This is a genomic window from Sphingomonas sp. GlSt437 (genome assembly GCF_048015635.2).
In the GTDB taxonomy this organism is placed as follows: Bacteria; Pseudomonadota; Alphaproteobacteria; order Sphingomonadales; family Sphingomonadaceae; genus Sphingomonas.
The window spans coordinates 327,986-342,464 of record NZ_JBPGYA010000002.1; the positions used below are offsets into that span (position 1 = coordinate 327,986).

Here is a 14,479-nt window from a genome sequence, read left to right on the forward strand (position 1 = left end):
GCCTCCCGCCCAACCGGTTAGTCGAAGGAGCCCCCTATGTCCGCCGCCCGCCCTGCCCTTGCGCTCATCGCTTTGCTCGCACTTGGGGCCTGTGGGTCGACGGCACGCAACGAGGCTGGCGAAGCGGGCTCGACCGTCGCGGCCGATCCCAACGCGACGATGGCAGAGGCGGTGCGCGACGTCGACGCCGCCGGCGACAAGGCGCTGGGCGGCAACGAAGCCGATGTCGGCAATGCCTCCGCCGCGATCGGCAATGCCGATAGCGCCAGCGAAGATCAGGAATGATCGCGCGTTCGGCCGCCTTGGTCGCGATGGTCGCGGCGGCGGGTGTGCTGGACGGCTGCGGCCGGGGAACCGATGCGACCGGCGCGTCGTATAGCGAAGCACGTCAACTCGACGACTCCGCCAAATCGCTCGATGCCGCACAGGGTAATGCCGTGGCCGCCAACGCTAGCTCCGACGAAGCAGCCGATGCCAACGCCGACCAGGGAGATACCGCGCAATGACCACGCTTCGCCGGCTCGGCAGCACCGATCTGATGACGCCGCCGCTGGTGCTCGGCGGCAATGTGTTCGGCTGGACCGCCGACGCGGGCGAAAGCCACCGCATTCTGGACGCGTTCGTCGCCGGCGGCGGCACGATGATCGACACGGCCGACGTCTATTCGGCGTGGGTGCCTGGCCACAAAGGTGGCGAATCGGAAACCGCGATCGGTGACTGGCTGCGCGCCTCGGGCAAGCGCGGCCAGGTGCTGATCGCGACCAAAGTCGGCATGCTGCCCGGTGAAGGCGGCGAGAAGCTGGCACCCGCGCGGATCGCAGCAGCATGCGAAGCGTCGCTCAAGCGGCTCGGCGTCGAGACGATCGACCTCTATTTCGCGCATCAGGATGATGAGGCGACGCCGCAGGAAGCGGTGCTCGAAGCGTTCGGCAAGCTGATCGCCGGGGGCAAGGTGCGGGTGATCGGCGCGTCCAATTTCCATGCGGGGCGGCTGAAATCGGCGCTCGATCTCGCGCGGTCGCACGGCCTGCCGCATTATCACGCGCTCCAGCCCGAATATAATCTGGTGAGCCGTCACAAATTTGAGGGCGAGCTGCAGGATTTGTGCGTCGAGCATAATATCGGCGTCGTGCCTTATTATGGCCTCGCCTCGGGGTTTCTCACCGGCAAATATCGCAGTGAGGCGGATCTTGGCAAAAGCGTGCGCGGTGGCCGCATGCCGGCGTTGCTGACGGGCAAGGGAGCGGCGATGCTCGCCGCGATGGACGCGATTGCCGAGGAAACGGGCGCGACACTGGCACAGATCGCACTTGCCTGGCTTGCCGCGCAAGCCGGAGTCACCGCGCCCATCGCTAGCGCGACATCGGTCGCGCAGCTGGAGGAATTGCTTGGCGCAATCACGTTGACGCTGAGCAAAGATCAACTCGACCGACTGACCGTTGCCGGCGTCTGACCCACGCCAACCCCGCTGAAATGAATCGATTTTGCCGCGCCGCCCAACCCCGCCACGCCTTTCTGCAGGCTGAATCGAGCCCCTTTATGGGCCGAATTGCGACGATACGTGCATTTTTTCCTATTCAATGCGTGGGGATTGCTATTAAAGGGGCCTCGGACTCCACGTCGGGCGAAGCCGACGACGGCAGGGGTCGCCGTGATTAATGCTTAAAGCCACTGGGAGAATACCATGAAGAAGATCATCACCGCTTCGCTCGTCGCCGCCGCCGTTGTCGGCCTGTCGGCTTGCAAGCCGACCACGACCACCAACGACTCGACGAACACGACCGACACGATGACCACCACCAACACGACCGACGCGATGGCGACTGGCAACGACGCGATGATGTCGACCAACACCACCACGACGACGACGAACACGACCGACGCGATGGCGACGGGCAACGACGCGATGGCGTCGAACGCTCACTAAGAGCTTGGGCGAGCCCGCCGACGCTTGGCGCGGCGGGCCTTCGCTATCGGTAAAGAGCCGCGCGGCGCACTATGCACCGCGCGGTTTTTTATTGGCAGGTGCCCCGGTCGTTGCACCGCCGGTCGATAGTCCGGCTCGCCACGCCCCAAGCAACGCTTGTTATCCCAGTGATTGGCTAGGGATTATGGTCGAGGGAATCGCCGCTTACCTCCCAGGAGCGCGATGTTACCCCTAAAGGCCCGGCCAGCCCGCCGGGCCTTTCTTTAAGCGGCATCAGGGGAGACGGTCGTAACCCCGGCCTTGAGCTGGGGTCTCGTTTTTTCGGCCGGTGGATGGTGGCGGGACCCCAGGGGTAACTGCAAGAGGTGTTGATCGCGGCCGCCGCGGCAAAGCCGCGTCGGTCGGATGGGCGTGATCGCGGTCGCGGATTAGCCTGCGCTAATCCGCTGCATCACGCCGCGAACTGGTTCATCGTGTTGTGGGCGCCGCCAGCCTTCAGCGCTGCCTCGCCCGCGAAATATTCCTTGTGGTCGTCGCCAATGTCGCTCCCCGACATATTCTGGTGCTTCACGCACGCGATGCCCTGGCGGATTTCCTGGCGCTGGACGTTCTTGACATAGCCCAGCATCCCCGCCGCTCCAAAATATTCGCGCGCCAGATTGTCGGTCGAGAGCGCCGCGGTGTGATAAGTCGGCAGCGTGATCAGGTGGTGGAAAATCCCCGCCCGCGCCGAGGCGTCTTTCTGGAAGGTGCGGATGCGCTCATCGGCCTCCGCCGCCAGCTCGGTCTCGTCATAATCGGCGCTCATCAGCTTGGCGCGATCATAAGCCGAAACGTCCTTGCCGGCTGCCGCCCAGGCATCGAATACCTGCTGGCGGAAATTGAGCGTCCAGTTGAAGCTCGGGCTATTATTGTAGACGAGCTTGGCGTTGGGGATCACTTCGCGGATGCGATCGACCATGCCGGCGATCTGGCCGATATGCGGCTTTTCGGTTTCGATCCACAGCAAGTCCGCACCGTTCTGCAGGCTGGTGATGCAATCAAGCACGCAGCGATCCTCGCCGGTGCCCGGGCGGAACTGAAACAGGTTGGAAGGCAGCCGCTTGGGTCGCATTAGCTGGCCGTCGCGGGTGATGACGACATCGCCCGCCGCCAGATCGCGCGCTTCAACCGGCTCGCAATCGAGGAAGCTGTTATACTGGTCGCCCAGATCGCCCGGCGTCTTGGAGAAAGCGATCTGCTTGGTCAGCCCCGCGCCGAGCGAATCGGTGCGTGCCACGATGATGCCCTCATCAACGCCCAGCTCGAGGAACGCGTACCGCACCGCGCGGATTTTCTGGAGGAAGTCCTCGTGCGGCACCGTCACCTTGCCGTCCTGGTGGCCGCACTGCTTTTCGTCCGACACCTGGTTCTCGATCTGGATCGCGCAGGCCCCCGCCTCGATCATCTTCTTGGCGAGCAGATAGGTCGCCTCGGCATTGCCGAAGCCCGCATCGATATCGGCGATGATCGGCACGACATGCGTCTCGAAATTGTCGATCGCGTTGGTGAGGCGCTGCTCCTCGACCTGATTGCCCGCCTCGCGCGCCTTGTCGAGCTCGCGGAACAAGCCGCCCAGTTCACGCGCATCGGCCTGGCGGAGGAACGTGTACAGCTCCTCGATCAGCGCCGGCACGCTGGTCTTTTCGTGCATCGACTGGTCGGGCAGCGGGCCGAATTCGCTGCGCAGCGCCGCGATCATCCAGCCCGAGAGGTATAGGTAGCGCCCCTTGGTCGTGCCGAAATGCTTCTTGATCGCGATCAGCTTCTGCTGCCCGATAAAGCCGTGCCAGCAGCCGAGCGACTGGGTGTAATTGGCGGGATCAGCATCATAAGCAGCGATGTCACGGCGCATGATCGCGGCAGTGTAGCGGGCAATATCGAGCCCGGTCTGGAAGCGGTTCTGCAGCCGCATCCGCGCCACCGCCTCGGCGTCGATCGCCTTCCAGCTTGCGCCCTGCGCGCCGATCAGTTGCGCCGCATTAGCGATGGTAGTCTGGTACGACATGGCAATGCTCCGTGTGTCAAGTGTTGCGGCCATGTACACAAATTGACACGTGCCAAGGCCACCTTTCCTGGTGCGACAAGGTTGCACTGTAAAATCTGGGCCGCTTATCGTGTCTTCTTGTCGCTTTTTGACACGTCTGCCTTGGCGGTCAACTCATAGAAAGAAAAGCTCAAATTCACGGCTTTGTCACAATGGGTTAGAGGTGCGTTTACCATTGTCGCGCTAGCGAAACGTCATGCCAGCCGCGCTCGCGCCCCCCGCTGAACATCCCGCCGCGATCGATGCGCGAGCAAGCTTGATGGCAGCGGTCGAGAGCATCGCCCCGCTCGCCGACACCGCCTCGCTGCTGGATGCAATCCGGCGCTTTGGCGATCAACGCCAGCTCCGTGTGCTGCCGGTCACCGATCCCCTGCTGCGGCCAGTCGGTGCGCTGTTCGAACCCGAACTGCGCCCGATTCTCACCAATCCCTATGGTCTCGCGCTGATCCAAAACCCCTATAGCGGCTATGACCTGAAGCGCTTCATGAAGCCCTGCGCGGCGGTTGCGGTGGAAGATGGTTGGGGCGCGGTGCTCGATCGCTTCCGCCACGCCGACGCCGCCGAAGGCCTGATCGTTACGCGCGACGGGCGCTATTGCGGCTTCCTCTCCAGCCAGCGCGTGGTCGAGCGCCTCGCCGAGCATGAGCGCACGCGGGCCGATCAGCTGAAATCGACCGTCTTCCGCTTCGAGCAGGATGTCGAAAAACTTGCCGACGATTTTCGCCGTTTGTCAGCTGATATGCGCGATTCATCGAGTGCGACGCGGCGGCGCGCCGGCACGATGAAGGACAATGCCGTCCATGTCGCGGGCGCCGCGAGCCAAGTGAAGGGCAGCGTCGGCGATATCGCCGATCGCAGCGCCGGCCTTGCGAGCGCGATCGACGCGCTTCACGACGAAACGATGGCGACGCGCCGCGCGGCGGGTGACATCGTTGTCATGGTCCGCACTGCCGCCGACCAGACGCAGCAATTGCGCGACGCGACTGCCTCGATCGATGCGATGGTCAACAGCATCAATGCGATCGTGAAGCAGGTCGGCACGCTCGCGATGAACGCCGCGATCGAAGCCGCTCGCGCCGGCGAGGCAGGCAATGGCTTTTCGGTCGTCGCGCGCGAAGTGCGCGGGCTGGCCGGCAAGGCACGCGCCGCCGCTGACCTGATCGCCTCGAACAGTCACCTCATCCAGCGCGCGGTCGCCGACACGACCAGCAGCTTTGCCGGCATCGACGATGCCATGGCGAGCATCGATCAGGTCATCGCGGCGGTCGATTCGACCGTTGCCGCGCAGACCGCGCTGACGCGCGCCGTTGCCACCTCGGCCGGTGAAGCGGTCGTCGTCGTGCAGGACATCCACCAGCGCATGGCCGAGATGAGCGAAGGCAGCCAGGCAGCGACGCGCGGCTCGGCCGAACTCGAAGCGCGCGCGCAAAGCCTGCTCGATCAGGCAGGCAAGCTCGAATCGCGCGTCCACGCTTTCACCCGCGAGCTGCAGGCGGCCTGATCGGCGTCAGTCGCCGCCGAAAGTGAACGCGCTCAACCCGCGCTGTCGATCATCGAGCACCAGCGCGCGTCCATTGGGTGGCAGCGAGCGCTGCGGGCAGGTCGCGCGGAAACAAGCACGGCAGCCGAGCCCAATCGGCGTCGCCTCCCCCGCCAGATCGACACCTCGCGCCACCACCAGCGACCCCGCCAAGCCCGCTGCGACACCCAGCCCGACGGCGAACTCCGCCGGCACCGCGCCATAGCGCCGCCCCTGGGGATGCACCGTTCGCGACACAGTCAGCCAGCGCGTCCCGTCTTCCAGCTCGACCAGCTCGACTACCAGCTCGCCGGGGCGATCGAAGGCATGATGGACGCGCCAAAGCGGACAGCGCGCGTCGGTCTCGGCCAATGGCGCGCCGCTCGCGCCCGAAAAGCGCTTCGACGTATTACCCGCCCGGTCGATCCGCACCAGGAAGAATGGCAGCCCGCGCGCACCGACGCGCTGCAGCGTCGTCAGCCGATGCGCGACTTGCTCGAACCCCGCGCCGAAGCGGCGTTGGAGCAGCTCGATATCATAGCCGGTCGCCTCGCAAGCGCGCAGGAAGCGAGCATAGGGCATCATCACCGCAGCGGCGAAATAGCTGGCGAGGTGGCGGCGGAACAAGCGCTCGGCAGCGCGATCGGCAAAGCCGGCGCCGCGTGCCAACGCTTCGATCTCGGCGCGCGCCTCGATCTGCGCAAGCTGGAACGCGACGGCAAAGGTGCGCGACGCCGGATCGAGCGTCTCCGAAAGCTGCAATTGCCGCGCATGGAGATCGAGCCGGCGGAGCAGATCGGGCATGACATCGACCGGAATGATGCGGATCGTCAGCTGGTGCTTGACTCGCAGCCGCTCGGCGATTGCCCCATAAAGGTCGCCCGCGCCCAGCCGCAATTCGTCGGCCAGCGCCTCGGCCTGCGCATCAAGGTCGGCATAATGGCCACGCCAGCGCTCGGTCTCGCGCCGAACCTCGCTGATCGGATCGCTTGGCGGCGCTGCGGAGTCTCCGCCCGCCCCCATCCGGTCATAAGCGCGCGCGAATGCCTCGGCGCCGCCCGGCGCGCCCGCCAGCCACTCGGCGATCTCGTTGCGATCGATTTCGAGGTCGGCGAAAATCGGATCGGCCAGCCGCCGGCGCAGCGCGACTTCGCCGCCGCCCGGTTCGCTCGCCGCCAGCGCGCGCGGATCGAAATCATAGCTTTCGGCCAGCCGCACCAGCAACGCCGCCGATAGAGGCCGCTGGTTCTTCTCGATCAGATTGAGGTAGCTCGGCGAGATGGCCAGCGTCTCGGCCATTGCCGATTGCGTCAGCCCGGCCTGGCGACGCAACCGCCGCACCGCATGGCCCGCAAAGAGTTTGCGCTCCGCCATTCCCGCCTCTCAATCTCCCTGTGTCAATAATTGACTATCTCACAAGACTTCGCGCTGGTCGACTGACAAAATCACCACGGGGTGCCAATCGCGGGACTCTCGTTACCGGGCAATCGGGCCTAGCGGTCGCGCTACACAGCATCCCGACGCAACCACGTCGGGCGGGTCACCGGGCAACACCGGGTCCTGAAGATTTCCTGGGGAGGAAAGGATGCCCGTCGGCCACCGCATGCCGGCGGGCATTTCCTTTATCGCGTAGTTAGGGCGTGCGCGGCACCAGCTCGATGACGTCGATCTTGGACTCGAACACCGGGCTCGGCAGCACCAGCCGCCAGCGTTGCGGCGCGATCCGCTGGACGAAGCCGATCATGTCGCGCTTCGCGTCGCGGCCATAATCGATCATCCGCGTTTCGTCGCCGACCATCAACGTGCCAAGGAAGATCGCGCGGCTGACGCTGTCATGGAAAATCACGCCGGCCGGCCGTTCCTCGCCGACCATCTTGTAAAAGCTCGACACCGCGCCATTGGCCTCGACGCGGCATTCGACTGGCGGATAAGCCGTGAAATCGGCCATCGCGGTGCCATTGGCGCCGAGCTTGAAAACGCGGCAGCGATAGGAGCCGGCGGGCGGCACCGCGCCCTCGATGGCTTGGTCGGGATCGAACAGCACGCCTTCCGCGTCGATCGCCGCGCCATTGCCGGCCTTGCGCGCGGCGTCGATCCCGTCGACCCAGGCGGTGCGCCATTCACGCAAGCGCTCGCGGTCCGAATCGGTCGCCATCTGCCGCCAATTGGCGACGGCAACGGTCTGGCCCGGCACCGGGCGGGGATTGCGGGCGTGACACCCGCCAAGCGCCACCGCCAGCAGCAGCGCCGCGATGGCGCCGCCCCTCCCCGCAACCCGATGCAATCCGATCGTCGTCATCCGCCGATGCTAGCGAGGCTTTGGCGCCAAGGCAAAATCACGCCGCCGTCCAGCCGCCATCGATCGACAGATTGGCGCCGGTGATCGACTTGGCCTCGTCGCGGCACAAATAGAGCGCCAGCGCGGCGACTTGTTCGGGGGTCACGAATTCCTTGGTCGGCTGCGCGTCCAAGAGCACGTCGTTGATCACCTGCTCGCGCGTCAGCCCGCGCGCCTTCATCGTATCGGGAATCTGGTTTTCGACGAGCGGCGTCCAGACATAGCCGGGACTGATGGCGTTGACCGTAATGCCCGACGTCGCGACTTCGAGCGCGACCGTCTTGGTCAAACCGACCAACCCGTGCTTGGCCATGACGTAAGCCGATTTGCCGGGGCTCGCGACCAGCGAATGGGCCGAGGCGGTCGAGATGATCCGCCCCCATTTCTTCTCCTTCATGTACGGCACGGCCGCGCGCATCATGTACCAGGCCGAGGTAAGGTTGATCTTGATGATCGCCTCAAACTTGTCGGCAGGGAAATCCTGGATCATGTCGACATGCTGGATGCCGGCATTGTTGACGATGATGTCGGGCCCGCCCAGCTCGTCATGGCAGCGCTTGACCAGCGCGGCGATGGCGTCGGGGTTGGTCATGTCGGCGGCGTCGTAGAGCGCCTTGGCGCCGCTCGTCGCTTCCAGCTTGGCGCGCTCTTCCTCGATCGCGGCGGCGTCGCCAAAGCCGTTGATGATGACGCTCGCTCCCTCGGCGGCGAAGGCCTTGGCATATTCCAAGCCGATGCCCGAGGTCGAACCGGTGACGATCGCGCTTTTGCCTTTGAGGAACATGGGCGGCACTCCTTATTGGGGAAAAGGTAACTTAGCAGGGCTGGTGCGGCGCAGAACGCTTCAGCCCGGCTTGTGGGCACAGATCGAACGCGGCGGTCGCGCCGGTCAGGATATTTTCGGTGACGAGCTGCGCATTCGACATCGCCTGATCGATCGCGGCGAGGCCGGCCTGCCAATGCTCGTGCATCGTCCGCGCCGAAAACTCGAAATCGCGCGAGCCGCCTTCCCAGGCATTGGCGCGATAGATCAGCTGGACGAGATTGATCGGCAGCTCGCGCGCGATCTCGGCGAGCGCTTTCACGTCGGGATCATCGGCCATTTCCGGCGGCAGCTTGGCGAGCACCTTGGCGATTGCTTCGCGTTCCATCCGCTGCTTGATGACTTCGTCGGAAATCGCGCGCGTGCGGCTCGAGAAGCGGATTTCCTTCTCGCGTGCCATCACGTCCATGATCGTGCGCGGGAGCTCGGCAGCGGCGGAGAAGAGATCGACCTGGAACACCAGGATCTGCCCGGTCTGGTTGTCGATGACATGGCCGAGCGGGGTATTGGAAACGAGCCCGCCGTCCCACCACAGCTTGCCGTCAATCTCGACGGGCGGCAGCCCCGGCGGCAGCGCGCCCGAGGCCATGATGTGGCGGACGTCGATCGTGTCGGTGGTGGTGTCGAAGAACCGGAAATTGCCGCTCTCGATATCGACCGCGCCGACCGAGAGGCGCATCGGGCCGTGGTTTACGCGATCCCAATCGATCAGCTCGTTGAGCGTTTCGACCAGCGGCGTCGAATCGTAAAAGCTCAGCGCCGCGGGCGTCGACGCCTGAGCGAAGGTCGGCGGCACCGGGCGCGGCGTGAAGAAGCCGGGCACGCCCGTCGTCAGCACCATCCCCGCCGACCATTCGTGGAGGAATTCGCGGATGTAATCGTTGGGGAAGATCGGAAAGCTCGGCAGCGCGCTCGTCACCTTGTCCCAGAACGCTTTCAGCCGCTCCATCCAGCGTTCGGGCGGGTTGCCGGCGATGATCGCGGCGTTGACCGCGCCGATCGAAATGCCCGCGACCCAGTCGATCTCGATGCCGGCATCGGCCAGCCCCTGGATCACGCCCGCCTGATAGCTGCCAAGCGCGCCGCCGCCCTGGAGGACCAGCGCGACCTGATCGGGCAGCGGCATGCGCTTGGACTGCCGGCGCGGCGCGCGGCGGGGTTTTGCTGCACTGCGGGACTCGTCATCGGCCATGCGCGCGCCATGCTCTTTCCGTGGCTTAGGATCAACGACGGTTTGATGACACGCCGCCCCGCAAGCTCCCTCTTGCAACCCACGGCATCGGCGCCCATTCAATCAACCATCGGTCTAGATATGGAAGCCGCGATGCGCCTCGACGATTTCGACCCCAATATCGATGTCGAAGACCAGCGCGGCGAGAATTTCGGCGGTGGCTTCGGCGGGGGCGGTGGCGGCGGGTTGATCCTCGGCCTGCTGCCCTTCGTGTTCAGCCGCTTCGGCTGCGGTGGGGTCGCGGTGCTGCTGATCGTGCTCGCGGTGTTCGGTGGCAGCCTGCCGATGCTCGGCGGCGGCCAGCGCCTCTCGCCGCAAGTCGCTGGTGAAGGCTCCAGCGCGCTCGGCCAGCCGGGCGAAACCGTCCAGCAGAAATGCCTCGCCAATGCCGCCAGCCATGCCGCGTGCAACGCTTTCAGCTCGACCGACAAGACGTGGAAAGCCTATTTCGCGCAGAATGGCCAGCGCTTCACCGCGCCCAAGCTCGTCTTCTACAGCCGCGAAGGGCGCTCGGGCTGCGGCACCGCACAATCGGCGATGGGCCCTTTCTATTGCCCGGTCGATCGCGGCGTCTACCTCGACACCAGCTTCTTCGACGAACTTGCCAACCGCTTCGGCGCCAAGGGCGATTTCGCGCAGGATTATGTGATCGCCCATGAATTCGGTCACCACATCCAGAATCTGCTCGGCATCTCGGACCAAGTGACGCGCCAGCAGCAACGCGCGGGAGAGGTGCAGGGCAATGCGCTCTCGGTACGGCTCGAGCTGCAGGCCGATTGCTTCGCGGGGGTGTGGGCCGGCCTCAACCGCGACCGGATGCAGCCGGGTGACCTCGAATCGGGCATGACCGCTGCGCATGCCATCGGCGACGACACGCTCCAGCAGGAAACGCAGGGCCGCATCGTGCCCGACAGCTTCACTCACGGCACCTCGGCGCAGCGGATGAAGTGGCTGAAACGCGGCATCGACACCGCCGATCCCAATCAATGCGATACGTTTTCGGGGGAGATTTGAGCGCGCTGCTTGTCCCGTCCGAACTCGTCGAAACCTTTGCGCGCGGGTGGGCACAGAGCCGAGGGCTGGCACCACCTGTCATCGCCGGCGACGCCTATCGCATCGAGACCGGCAAACCGACCGAGCTGCGCCGCTTCATCTTTCCGCGTCCGCCGCTCGGGATTACCGCAATCGCGCGCGAGATTACTCAACCTTTCGTCGTGCTCAAGGCCGCAATCGAGCCGGCCGATATGGCCGCCAAGCTACCCGATGGCTGGCATGTCGAACGCACCGGGACGACAATGACCTGCGCTCAACTGGCGGAGTTCGACCCCGTCCTTCCATCCGCTTTCACCGTCGATATTTGCTGGACCAGCGAGGTTTGCCTCGCGCGGGTGCTCGATCCCGAGGGCGCAGAAGCAGCGCGGGGACGGATGACGCCGGTCGATGGCTGGGCGCTCCATGACACGATCGAAGTCGCACCGACACGCCGCCGCCAGGGGCTCGGCACCGCGATTATGCTGCTGCTGGCGTCCCAGGCGCGCCAGCGCGGCGTCGCGCGCGGCCTGCTCAACGCCACCGATGTCGGGCGCGCGCTCTATCAGCGCCTGGGCTGGGCAGCGCGCGCGCCGTGGACAACAGCGCAGATCAAACCCTGACGAGCATCTCGGGGTTATTATGGCTTAGGAAGCGGGTCGATACTACCAATCCCAATCAATGCGATACGTTTTCGGGGGATATTTGAGCGGATTTAGTCGGTGAAATAGCCCTCCACGTCGCGGCTCGCGTGGAGGATGTTGACGATCTCTACCGCATCATCCTCGCGGTAACGGAAGAAAATGACGTAGCCATCGCATGGTGTGCTGCGCAGACCGTCAGCAAGATCGGGGCGTGCCGTTCCCAACGTGCCGGGGAGCTCGGCGAGACGCAGACAGCGGTGACGGAGCCGCGATACGAAGGCCAATGCCATTGATCGTCCGCTGGCGCGGGCGATGTATCCCTGGATATCGGCTAAATCCCTTCGGGCTCTCGGGCGGTATGTGAGCCGCCTCATTTAATAGCTTCTAGAGGCAGACTTTCAGCTTCCGCCTGCAGAAAAGCGGCGACTTCTTCGTCGGAATATTCGCCCCCCTCGGCCAGCGACGCCTGGATCGTTTCGCGCAATGATGCGAGTTTTGCCTCGCGCTCCTCGACCAGACGCAGCCCCTCGCGCACTACTTCGCTTGCGGAGCCATAGCGACCGGCCTTGACGGCCTGCTCGATAAAGCCTTCCCAGCGTTCGCCGATCGATACGTTCATGACAGCCTCCGTTTCAGAAGGCTGTCATGTACTCCAATAGCAATTTATGCGCAATTTATGTTATTATACGCGGACGAGCATCTTGCCCGTATTGCCGCCGCTGAACAGGCCGAGGAACGCATCAGGCGTGCGCGCCAGGCCTTCCAGCACCGTTTCCTCGCGCTTCAATTTGCCCGCTTGCGCCCAGCCGGCCATGTCGCGATAGAATTCGGGCGCGCGGGCCATGTAATCGCTGACGATGAAGCCCTGAATGCGCAGCCGCGCGCCGATGATGCGCGCGGCATAGCGCAACTGGGTCGGCGCGCCGGTGTTGTACATCTCGATCATCCCGCAGATCGCGAAGCGCGCGCGTTCCTTGGCGGTCGCCAACGCCGCGTCGAGATGGTCGCCGCCGACATTGTCGAAATAAACGTCGATGCCGCCGGGTGCCACGTCCATCAGCTGCTTGATCACCGGGCCGGCCTTGTAATCGATCACAGCATCGGCGCCCAAGCCTTTGACCCAGGCGCATTTGTCCGCGCCACCCGCCGCGCCGATCACCTTCATGCCCTTGGCCTTGGCGATCTGGACAACGGTCGAGCCGACCGCGCCGGCTGCCGCCGAGACGAAGACGACATCGCCTTCCTTGGCGCTCGCGACCTCGAGCAGGCCGAAATAGGCGGTCATGCCGGGCATGCCCATCTGGCCGAGATACGCCTCGGGCGGCACGCCGAGCTCGGGCAGCTTCTGGACGGCGCTCGCGGGTAGCACGGCCTCGTCGCGCCAGCCCGCCATGTGCAGCACCAGATCGCCGGCTTTCAGGCCATCGGCGCTGCTCTCGACCACTTCCCCGATCGCGCCGCCCTGCAGCGGCTCGCCGATCGCAAAGGGCGGCACATAGCTTTTTACGTCATTCATGCGACCGCGCATGTACGGATCGACCGACAGCCAGCGATTGGCGAGCCGCACCATGCCGGGCTCGAGCGCGGGCAGCTCGATGCCGACCAGCTCGAAATTGTCGAGCGTCGGCGTGCCTTGCGGGCGCGATTTCAGAGTCCAGGCCTGGGCCATGCGGGCGATCCTTTCCATGATTGTTTCACGATCGGCCTATGGCGCGGCACGGCGCTTGGCAATCACGAAAAAGGGGCACGAAAAGGGCCGGCACCCGGTGCGGATGCCGGCCCGATCGGACGTCGTCAGGATCGATCAGTAGCCGCCGAAGCGATTACCTGTCGTCGCCACGCTGCGGTCCTGGTGGCCCGAAGAGCCACCGCCGAACAGCGCGCCGCGCTCCTCGTCGCGCCACAGGCGCTGTGCTTCCTCCGCCGTCTTGGTGAGCGTCACCTTGTCATCGACCGACCCAATCCAGCCGACCGGGATCGAGTGATGATGGCCGCCGGCATCGGGATCGCTCTTGGTCAGGATGATGCGATCACCGCGCACTTTGTCGACCGTGCCGACATGCTCGCCATCCGAGCCGACGACATCCATATGCTCGCGCACCTGGGTGAGCGATTGCCGCTGCCGGCCACGCTCGCCACGCCAGCTGTCGAACTGCTGATTGAAGCTCTGCTGCCGCTCGTGGCGATAGTCGTGATAATCGCGGTCGAGCGCCTCGATCTGGCGCTGGCGCCAGCCATGATATTCGGGGTCGTGCTGCTCGTCATAGCGCTGGTCGAGCCGGCGGCGGCGTTCGGCTTCCTCGTCGCCGAACCACGAGCGGACCTCGTCGCCGGCGCGATTGAAAAAACCGCGATCCTGATAATCATAATCGCCGTGGTCGTTACGGCCGCCATTGCCATATTGGCTGCGGCCGCTACCGCTGGAGCCATATCCCGATCGGCCATAGCCGTAACCCGACTGGTCGGCGCCACGATACCCACCGCCATAACCGCGCTCGCCATAGGGACCGAACCGATCGCCGCGATAGCCACGATGGCTGCGCCCATCATCATCGCGGTCTTCGTCGCCGCTCATGCCGGCGGCGCGATACTCGCGCGCGCTTGACCGGTCCTGATAACGGCCACGATCGCCATCATGGCTGCCGTCGTCGCGCCAATCATTGCCTGTGTAATAGCGTTGGTAACTCATCGCTGATCTCCTTGCCGACCGCGGGCATGATCGCTCGCCATGCCCTGCAGAATGACTCAAGAAATGAGCGCTTTGACGGTTCCAACGGATGCGATGAACCGCCCCTCGCCCGGTCGCGAAGCCGGCCCGGACGGTCGGTGGCGTATCGATTTATTGTGGCCGAGCGCGGTTGCATCGACGGGCAACTGCCGCT

16 protein-coding genes are annotated in these 14,479 nt (G+C 64.8%); 7 read left to right on the plus strand and 9 right to left on the minus strand.

Translation table 11 applies throughout. The annotated features are described in order from the left end of the window. Positions 1 to 36: 36 nt before the first annotated feature. From ACLB0R_RS11030 to ACLB0R_RS11045, 4 genes are all read left to right on the plus strand, one after another. Complete coding sequence (locus ACLB0R_RS11030) at positions 37 to 285, plus strand: hypothetical protein (protein WP_416643643.1); 249 nt, start codon at positions 37 to 39, stop codon at positions 283 to 285. Further along, positions 282 to 506, plus strand: a complete 225-nt coding sequence (locus ACLB0R_RS11035) for a hypothetical protein (protein WP_416643642.1) — start codon at positions 282 to 284, stop codon at positions 504 to 506. Before ACLB0R_RS11030 ends, ACLB0R_RS11035 begins: the two co-directional genes overlap by 4 nt. Beyond that, positions 503 to 1,453, plus strand: a complete 951-nt coding sequence (locus ACLB0R_RS11040) for an aldo/keto reductase (protein WP_416643641.1) — start codon at positions 503 to 505, stop codon at positions 1,451 to 1,453. The genes ACLB0R_RS11035 and ACLB0R_RS11040 overlap by 4 nt, the downstream gene beginning before the upstream one ends. A 231-nt stretch (positions 1,454 to 1,684) precedes the next feature. After that, complete coding sequence (locus ACLB0R_RS11045) at positions 1,685 to 1,927, plus strand: hypothetical protein (RefSeq protein ID WP_416643640.1); 243 nt, start codon at positions 1,685 to 1,687, stop codon at positions 1,925 to 1,927. A gap of 451 nt (positions 1,928 to 2,378) precedes the next feature. Here the strand turns inward: ACLB0R_RS11045 and ACLB0R_RS11050 are convergent, their stop codons facing one another. Continuing rightward, complete coding sequence (locus tag ACLB0R_RS11050; protein WP_416643639.1) at positions 2,379 to 3,974, minus strand: isocitrate lyase; 1,596 nt, start codon at positions 3,972 to 3,974, stop codon at positions 2,379 to 2,381. Between the two features lie 235 nt (positions 3,975 to 4,209). Between ACLB0R_RS11050 and ACLB0R_RS11055 the strand changes: the two genes are divergently transcribed. Further along, positions 4,210 to 5,514, plus strand: a complete 1,305-nt coding sequence (locus tag ACLB0R_RS11055) for a methyl-accepting chemotaxis protein (RefSeq protein WP_416643638.1) — start codon at positions 4,210 to 4,212, stop codon at positions 5,512 to 5,514. A 6-nt stretch (positions 5,515 to 5,520) separates the two neighbouring features. On the opposite strand, the gene ACLB0R_RS11060 is transcribed toward ACLB0R_RS11055, so the two are convergent. From ACLB0R_RS11060 to ACLB0R_RS11075, 4 genes are all read right to left on the minus strand, one after another. Continuing rightward, positions 5,521 to 6,906, minus strand: coding sequence for a helix-turn-helix domain-containing protein (locus ACLB0R_RS11060; RefSeq protein WP_416643637.1), 1,386 nt, complete (start codon positions 6,904 to 6,906; stop codon positions 5,521 to 5,523). Between the two features lie 259 nt (positions 6,907 to 7,165). Continuing rightward, the gene (locus ACLB0R_RS11065) at positions 7,166 to 7,831 is read right to left on the minus strand and encodes a DUF4893 domain-containing protein (RefSeq protein ID WP_416643636.1); all 666 of its coding nucleotides are present in this window, start codon (positions 7,829 to 7,831) and stop codon (positions 7,166 to 7,168) included. 37 nt (positions 7,832 to 7,868) lie between these two features. Beyond that, entirely contained in the window at positions 7,869 to 8,654 is a 786-nt protein-coding gene (locus tag ACLB0R_RS11070) for a 3-hydroxybutyrate dehydrogenase (protein ID WP_416643635.1), read from the minus strand. Between the two features lie 31 nt (positions 8,655 to 8,685). Beyond that, complete coding sequence (locus ACLB0R_RS11075; protein ID WP_416643634.1) at positions 8,686 to 9,885, minus strand: patatin-like phospholipase family protein; 1,200 nt, start codon at positions 9,883 to 9,885, stop codon at positions 8,686 to 8,688. A 132-nt stretch (positions 9,886 to 10,017) separates the two neighbouring features. On the opposite strand from ACLB0R_RS11075, the gene ypfJ reads away from it, so the two are divergent. Both ypfJ and ACLB0R_RS11085 read left to right on the plus strand, forming a co-directional pair. Then, positions 10,018 to 10,938, plus strand: coding sequence for a KPN_02809 family neutral zinc metallopeptidase (gene ypfJ, locus ACLB0R_RS11080; protein WP_416643633.1), 921 nt, complete (start codon positions 10,018 to 10,020; stop codon positions 10,936 to 10,938). Beyond that, positions 10,935 to 11,576 carry a GNAT family N-acetyltransferase gene (locus tag ACLB0R_RS11085; protein ID WP_416643632.1) on the plus strand — a complete coding sequence of 214 codons (642 nt, stop codon included), beginning with the start codon at positions 10,935 to 10,937 and terminating at the stop codon, positions 11,574 to 11,576. The genes ypfJ and ACLB0R_RS11085 overlap by 4 nt, the downstream gene beginning before the upstream one ends. Positions 11,577 to 11,668: 92 nt before the next feature. Here ACLB0R_RS11085 and ACLB0R_RS11090 read toward each other — a convergent pair whose 3' ends face one another. From ACLB0R_RS11090 to ACLB0R_RS11105, 4 genes are all read right to left on the minus strand, one after another. After that, entirely contained in the window at positions 11,669 to 11,971 is a 303-nt protein-coding gene (locus tag ACLB0R_RS11090) for a type II toxin-antitoxin system RelE/ParE family toxin (RefSeq protein ID WP_416643631.1), read from the minus strand. Continuing rightward, positions 11,968 to 12,216, minus strand: a complete 249-nt coding sequence (locus tag ACLB0R_RS11095) for a type II toxin-antitoxin system ParD family antitoxin (protein WP_416643630.1) — start codon at positions 12,214 to 12,216, stop codon at positions 11,968 to 11,970. Before ACLB0R_RS11095 ends, ACLB0R_RS11090 begins: the two co-directional genes overlap by 4 nt. Positions 12,217 to 12,279: 63 nt before the next feature. After that, positions 12,280 to 13,266 (minus strand): NADP-dependent oxidoreductase, encoded by a 987-nt coding sequence (locus ACLB0R_RS11100; RefSeq protein WP_416643629.1) that lies wholly within the window; start codon positions 13,264 to 13,266, stop codon positions 12,280 to 12,282. 135 nt (positions 13,267 to 13,401) lie between these two features. After that, positions 13,402 to 14,286, minus strand: a complete 885-nt coding sequence (locus ACLB0R_RS11105; RefSeq protein ID WP_416643628.1) for a DUF2171 domain-containing protein — start codon at positions 14,284 to 14,286, stop codon at positions 13,402 to 13,404. Positions 14,287 to 14,479: the final 193 nt, after the last annotated feature.

Coding starts and splice junctions, on each gene's coding strand:
- ypfJ (WP_416643633.1), top strand. CDS start 10,018: ATGCGCCTCGACGATTTCGACCCCAATATCGATGTCGAAGACCAGCGC.
- ACLB0R_RS11035 (WP_416643642.1), top strand. CDS start 282: ATGATCGCGCGTTCGGCCGCCTTGGTCGCGATGGTCGCGGCGGCGGGT.
- ACLB0R_RS11075 (WP_416643634.1), bottom strand. CDS start 9,885: ATGGCCGATGACGAGTCCCGCAGTGCAGCAAAACCCCGCCGCGCGCCG.
- ACLB0R_RS11095 (WP_416643630.1), bottom strand. CDS start 12,216: ATGAACGTATCGATCGGCGAACGCTGGGAAGGCTTTATCGAGCAGGCC.
- ACLB0R_RS11090 (WP_416643631.1), bottom strand. CDS start 11,971: ATGAGGCGGCTCACATACCGCCCGAGAGCCCGAAGGGATTTAGCCGAT.
- ACLB0R_RS11030 (WP_416643643.1), top strand. CDS start 37: ATGTCCGCCGCCCGCCCTGCCCTTGCGCTCATCGCTTTGCTCGCACTT.
- ACLB0R_RS11040 (WP_416643641.1), top strand. CDS start 503: ATGACCACGCTTCGCCGGCTCGGCAGCACCGATCTGATGACGCCGCCG.
- ACLB0R_RS11105 (WP_416643628.1), bottom strand. CDS start 14,286: ATGAGTTACCAACGCTATTACACAGGCAATGATTGGCGCGACGACGGC.
- ACLB0R_RS11070 (WP_416643635.1), bottom strand. CDS start 8,654: ATGTTCCTCAAAGGCAAAAGCGCGATCGTCACCGGTTCGACCTCGGGC.
- ACLB0R_RS11060 (WP_416643637.1), bottom strand. CDS start 6,906: ATGGCGGAGCGCAAACTCTTTGCGGGCCATGCGGTGCGGCGGTTGCGT.
- ACLB0R_RS11055 (WP_416643638.1), top strand. CDS start 4,210: ATGCCAGCCGCGCTCGCGCCCCCCGCTGAACATCCCGCCGCGATCGAT.
- ACLB0R_RS11050 (WP_416643639.1), bottom strand. CDS start 3,974: ATGTCGTACCAGACTACCATCGCTAATGCGGCGCAACTGATCGGCGCG.
- ACLB0R_RS11065 (WP_416643636.1), bottom strand. CDS start 7,831: ATGACGACGATCGGATTGCATCGGGTTGCGGGGAGGGGCGGCGCCATC.
- ACLB0R_RS11100 (WP_416643629.1), bottom strand. CDS start 13,266: ATGGCCCAGGCCTGGACTCTGAAATCGCGCCCGCAAGGCACGCCGACG.
- ACLB0R_RS11045 (WP_416643640.1), top strand. CDS start 1,685: ATGAAGAAGATCATCACCGCTTCGCTCGTCGCCGCCGCCGTTGTCGGC.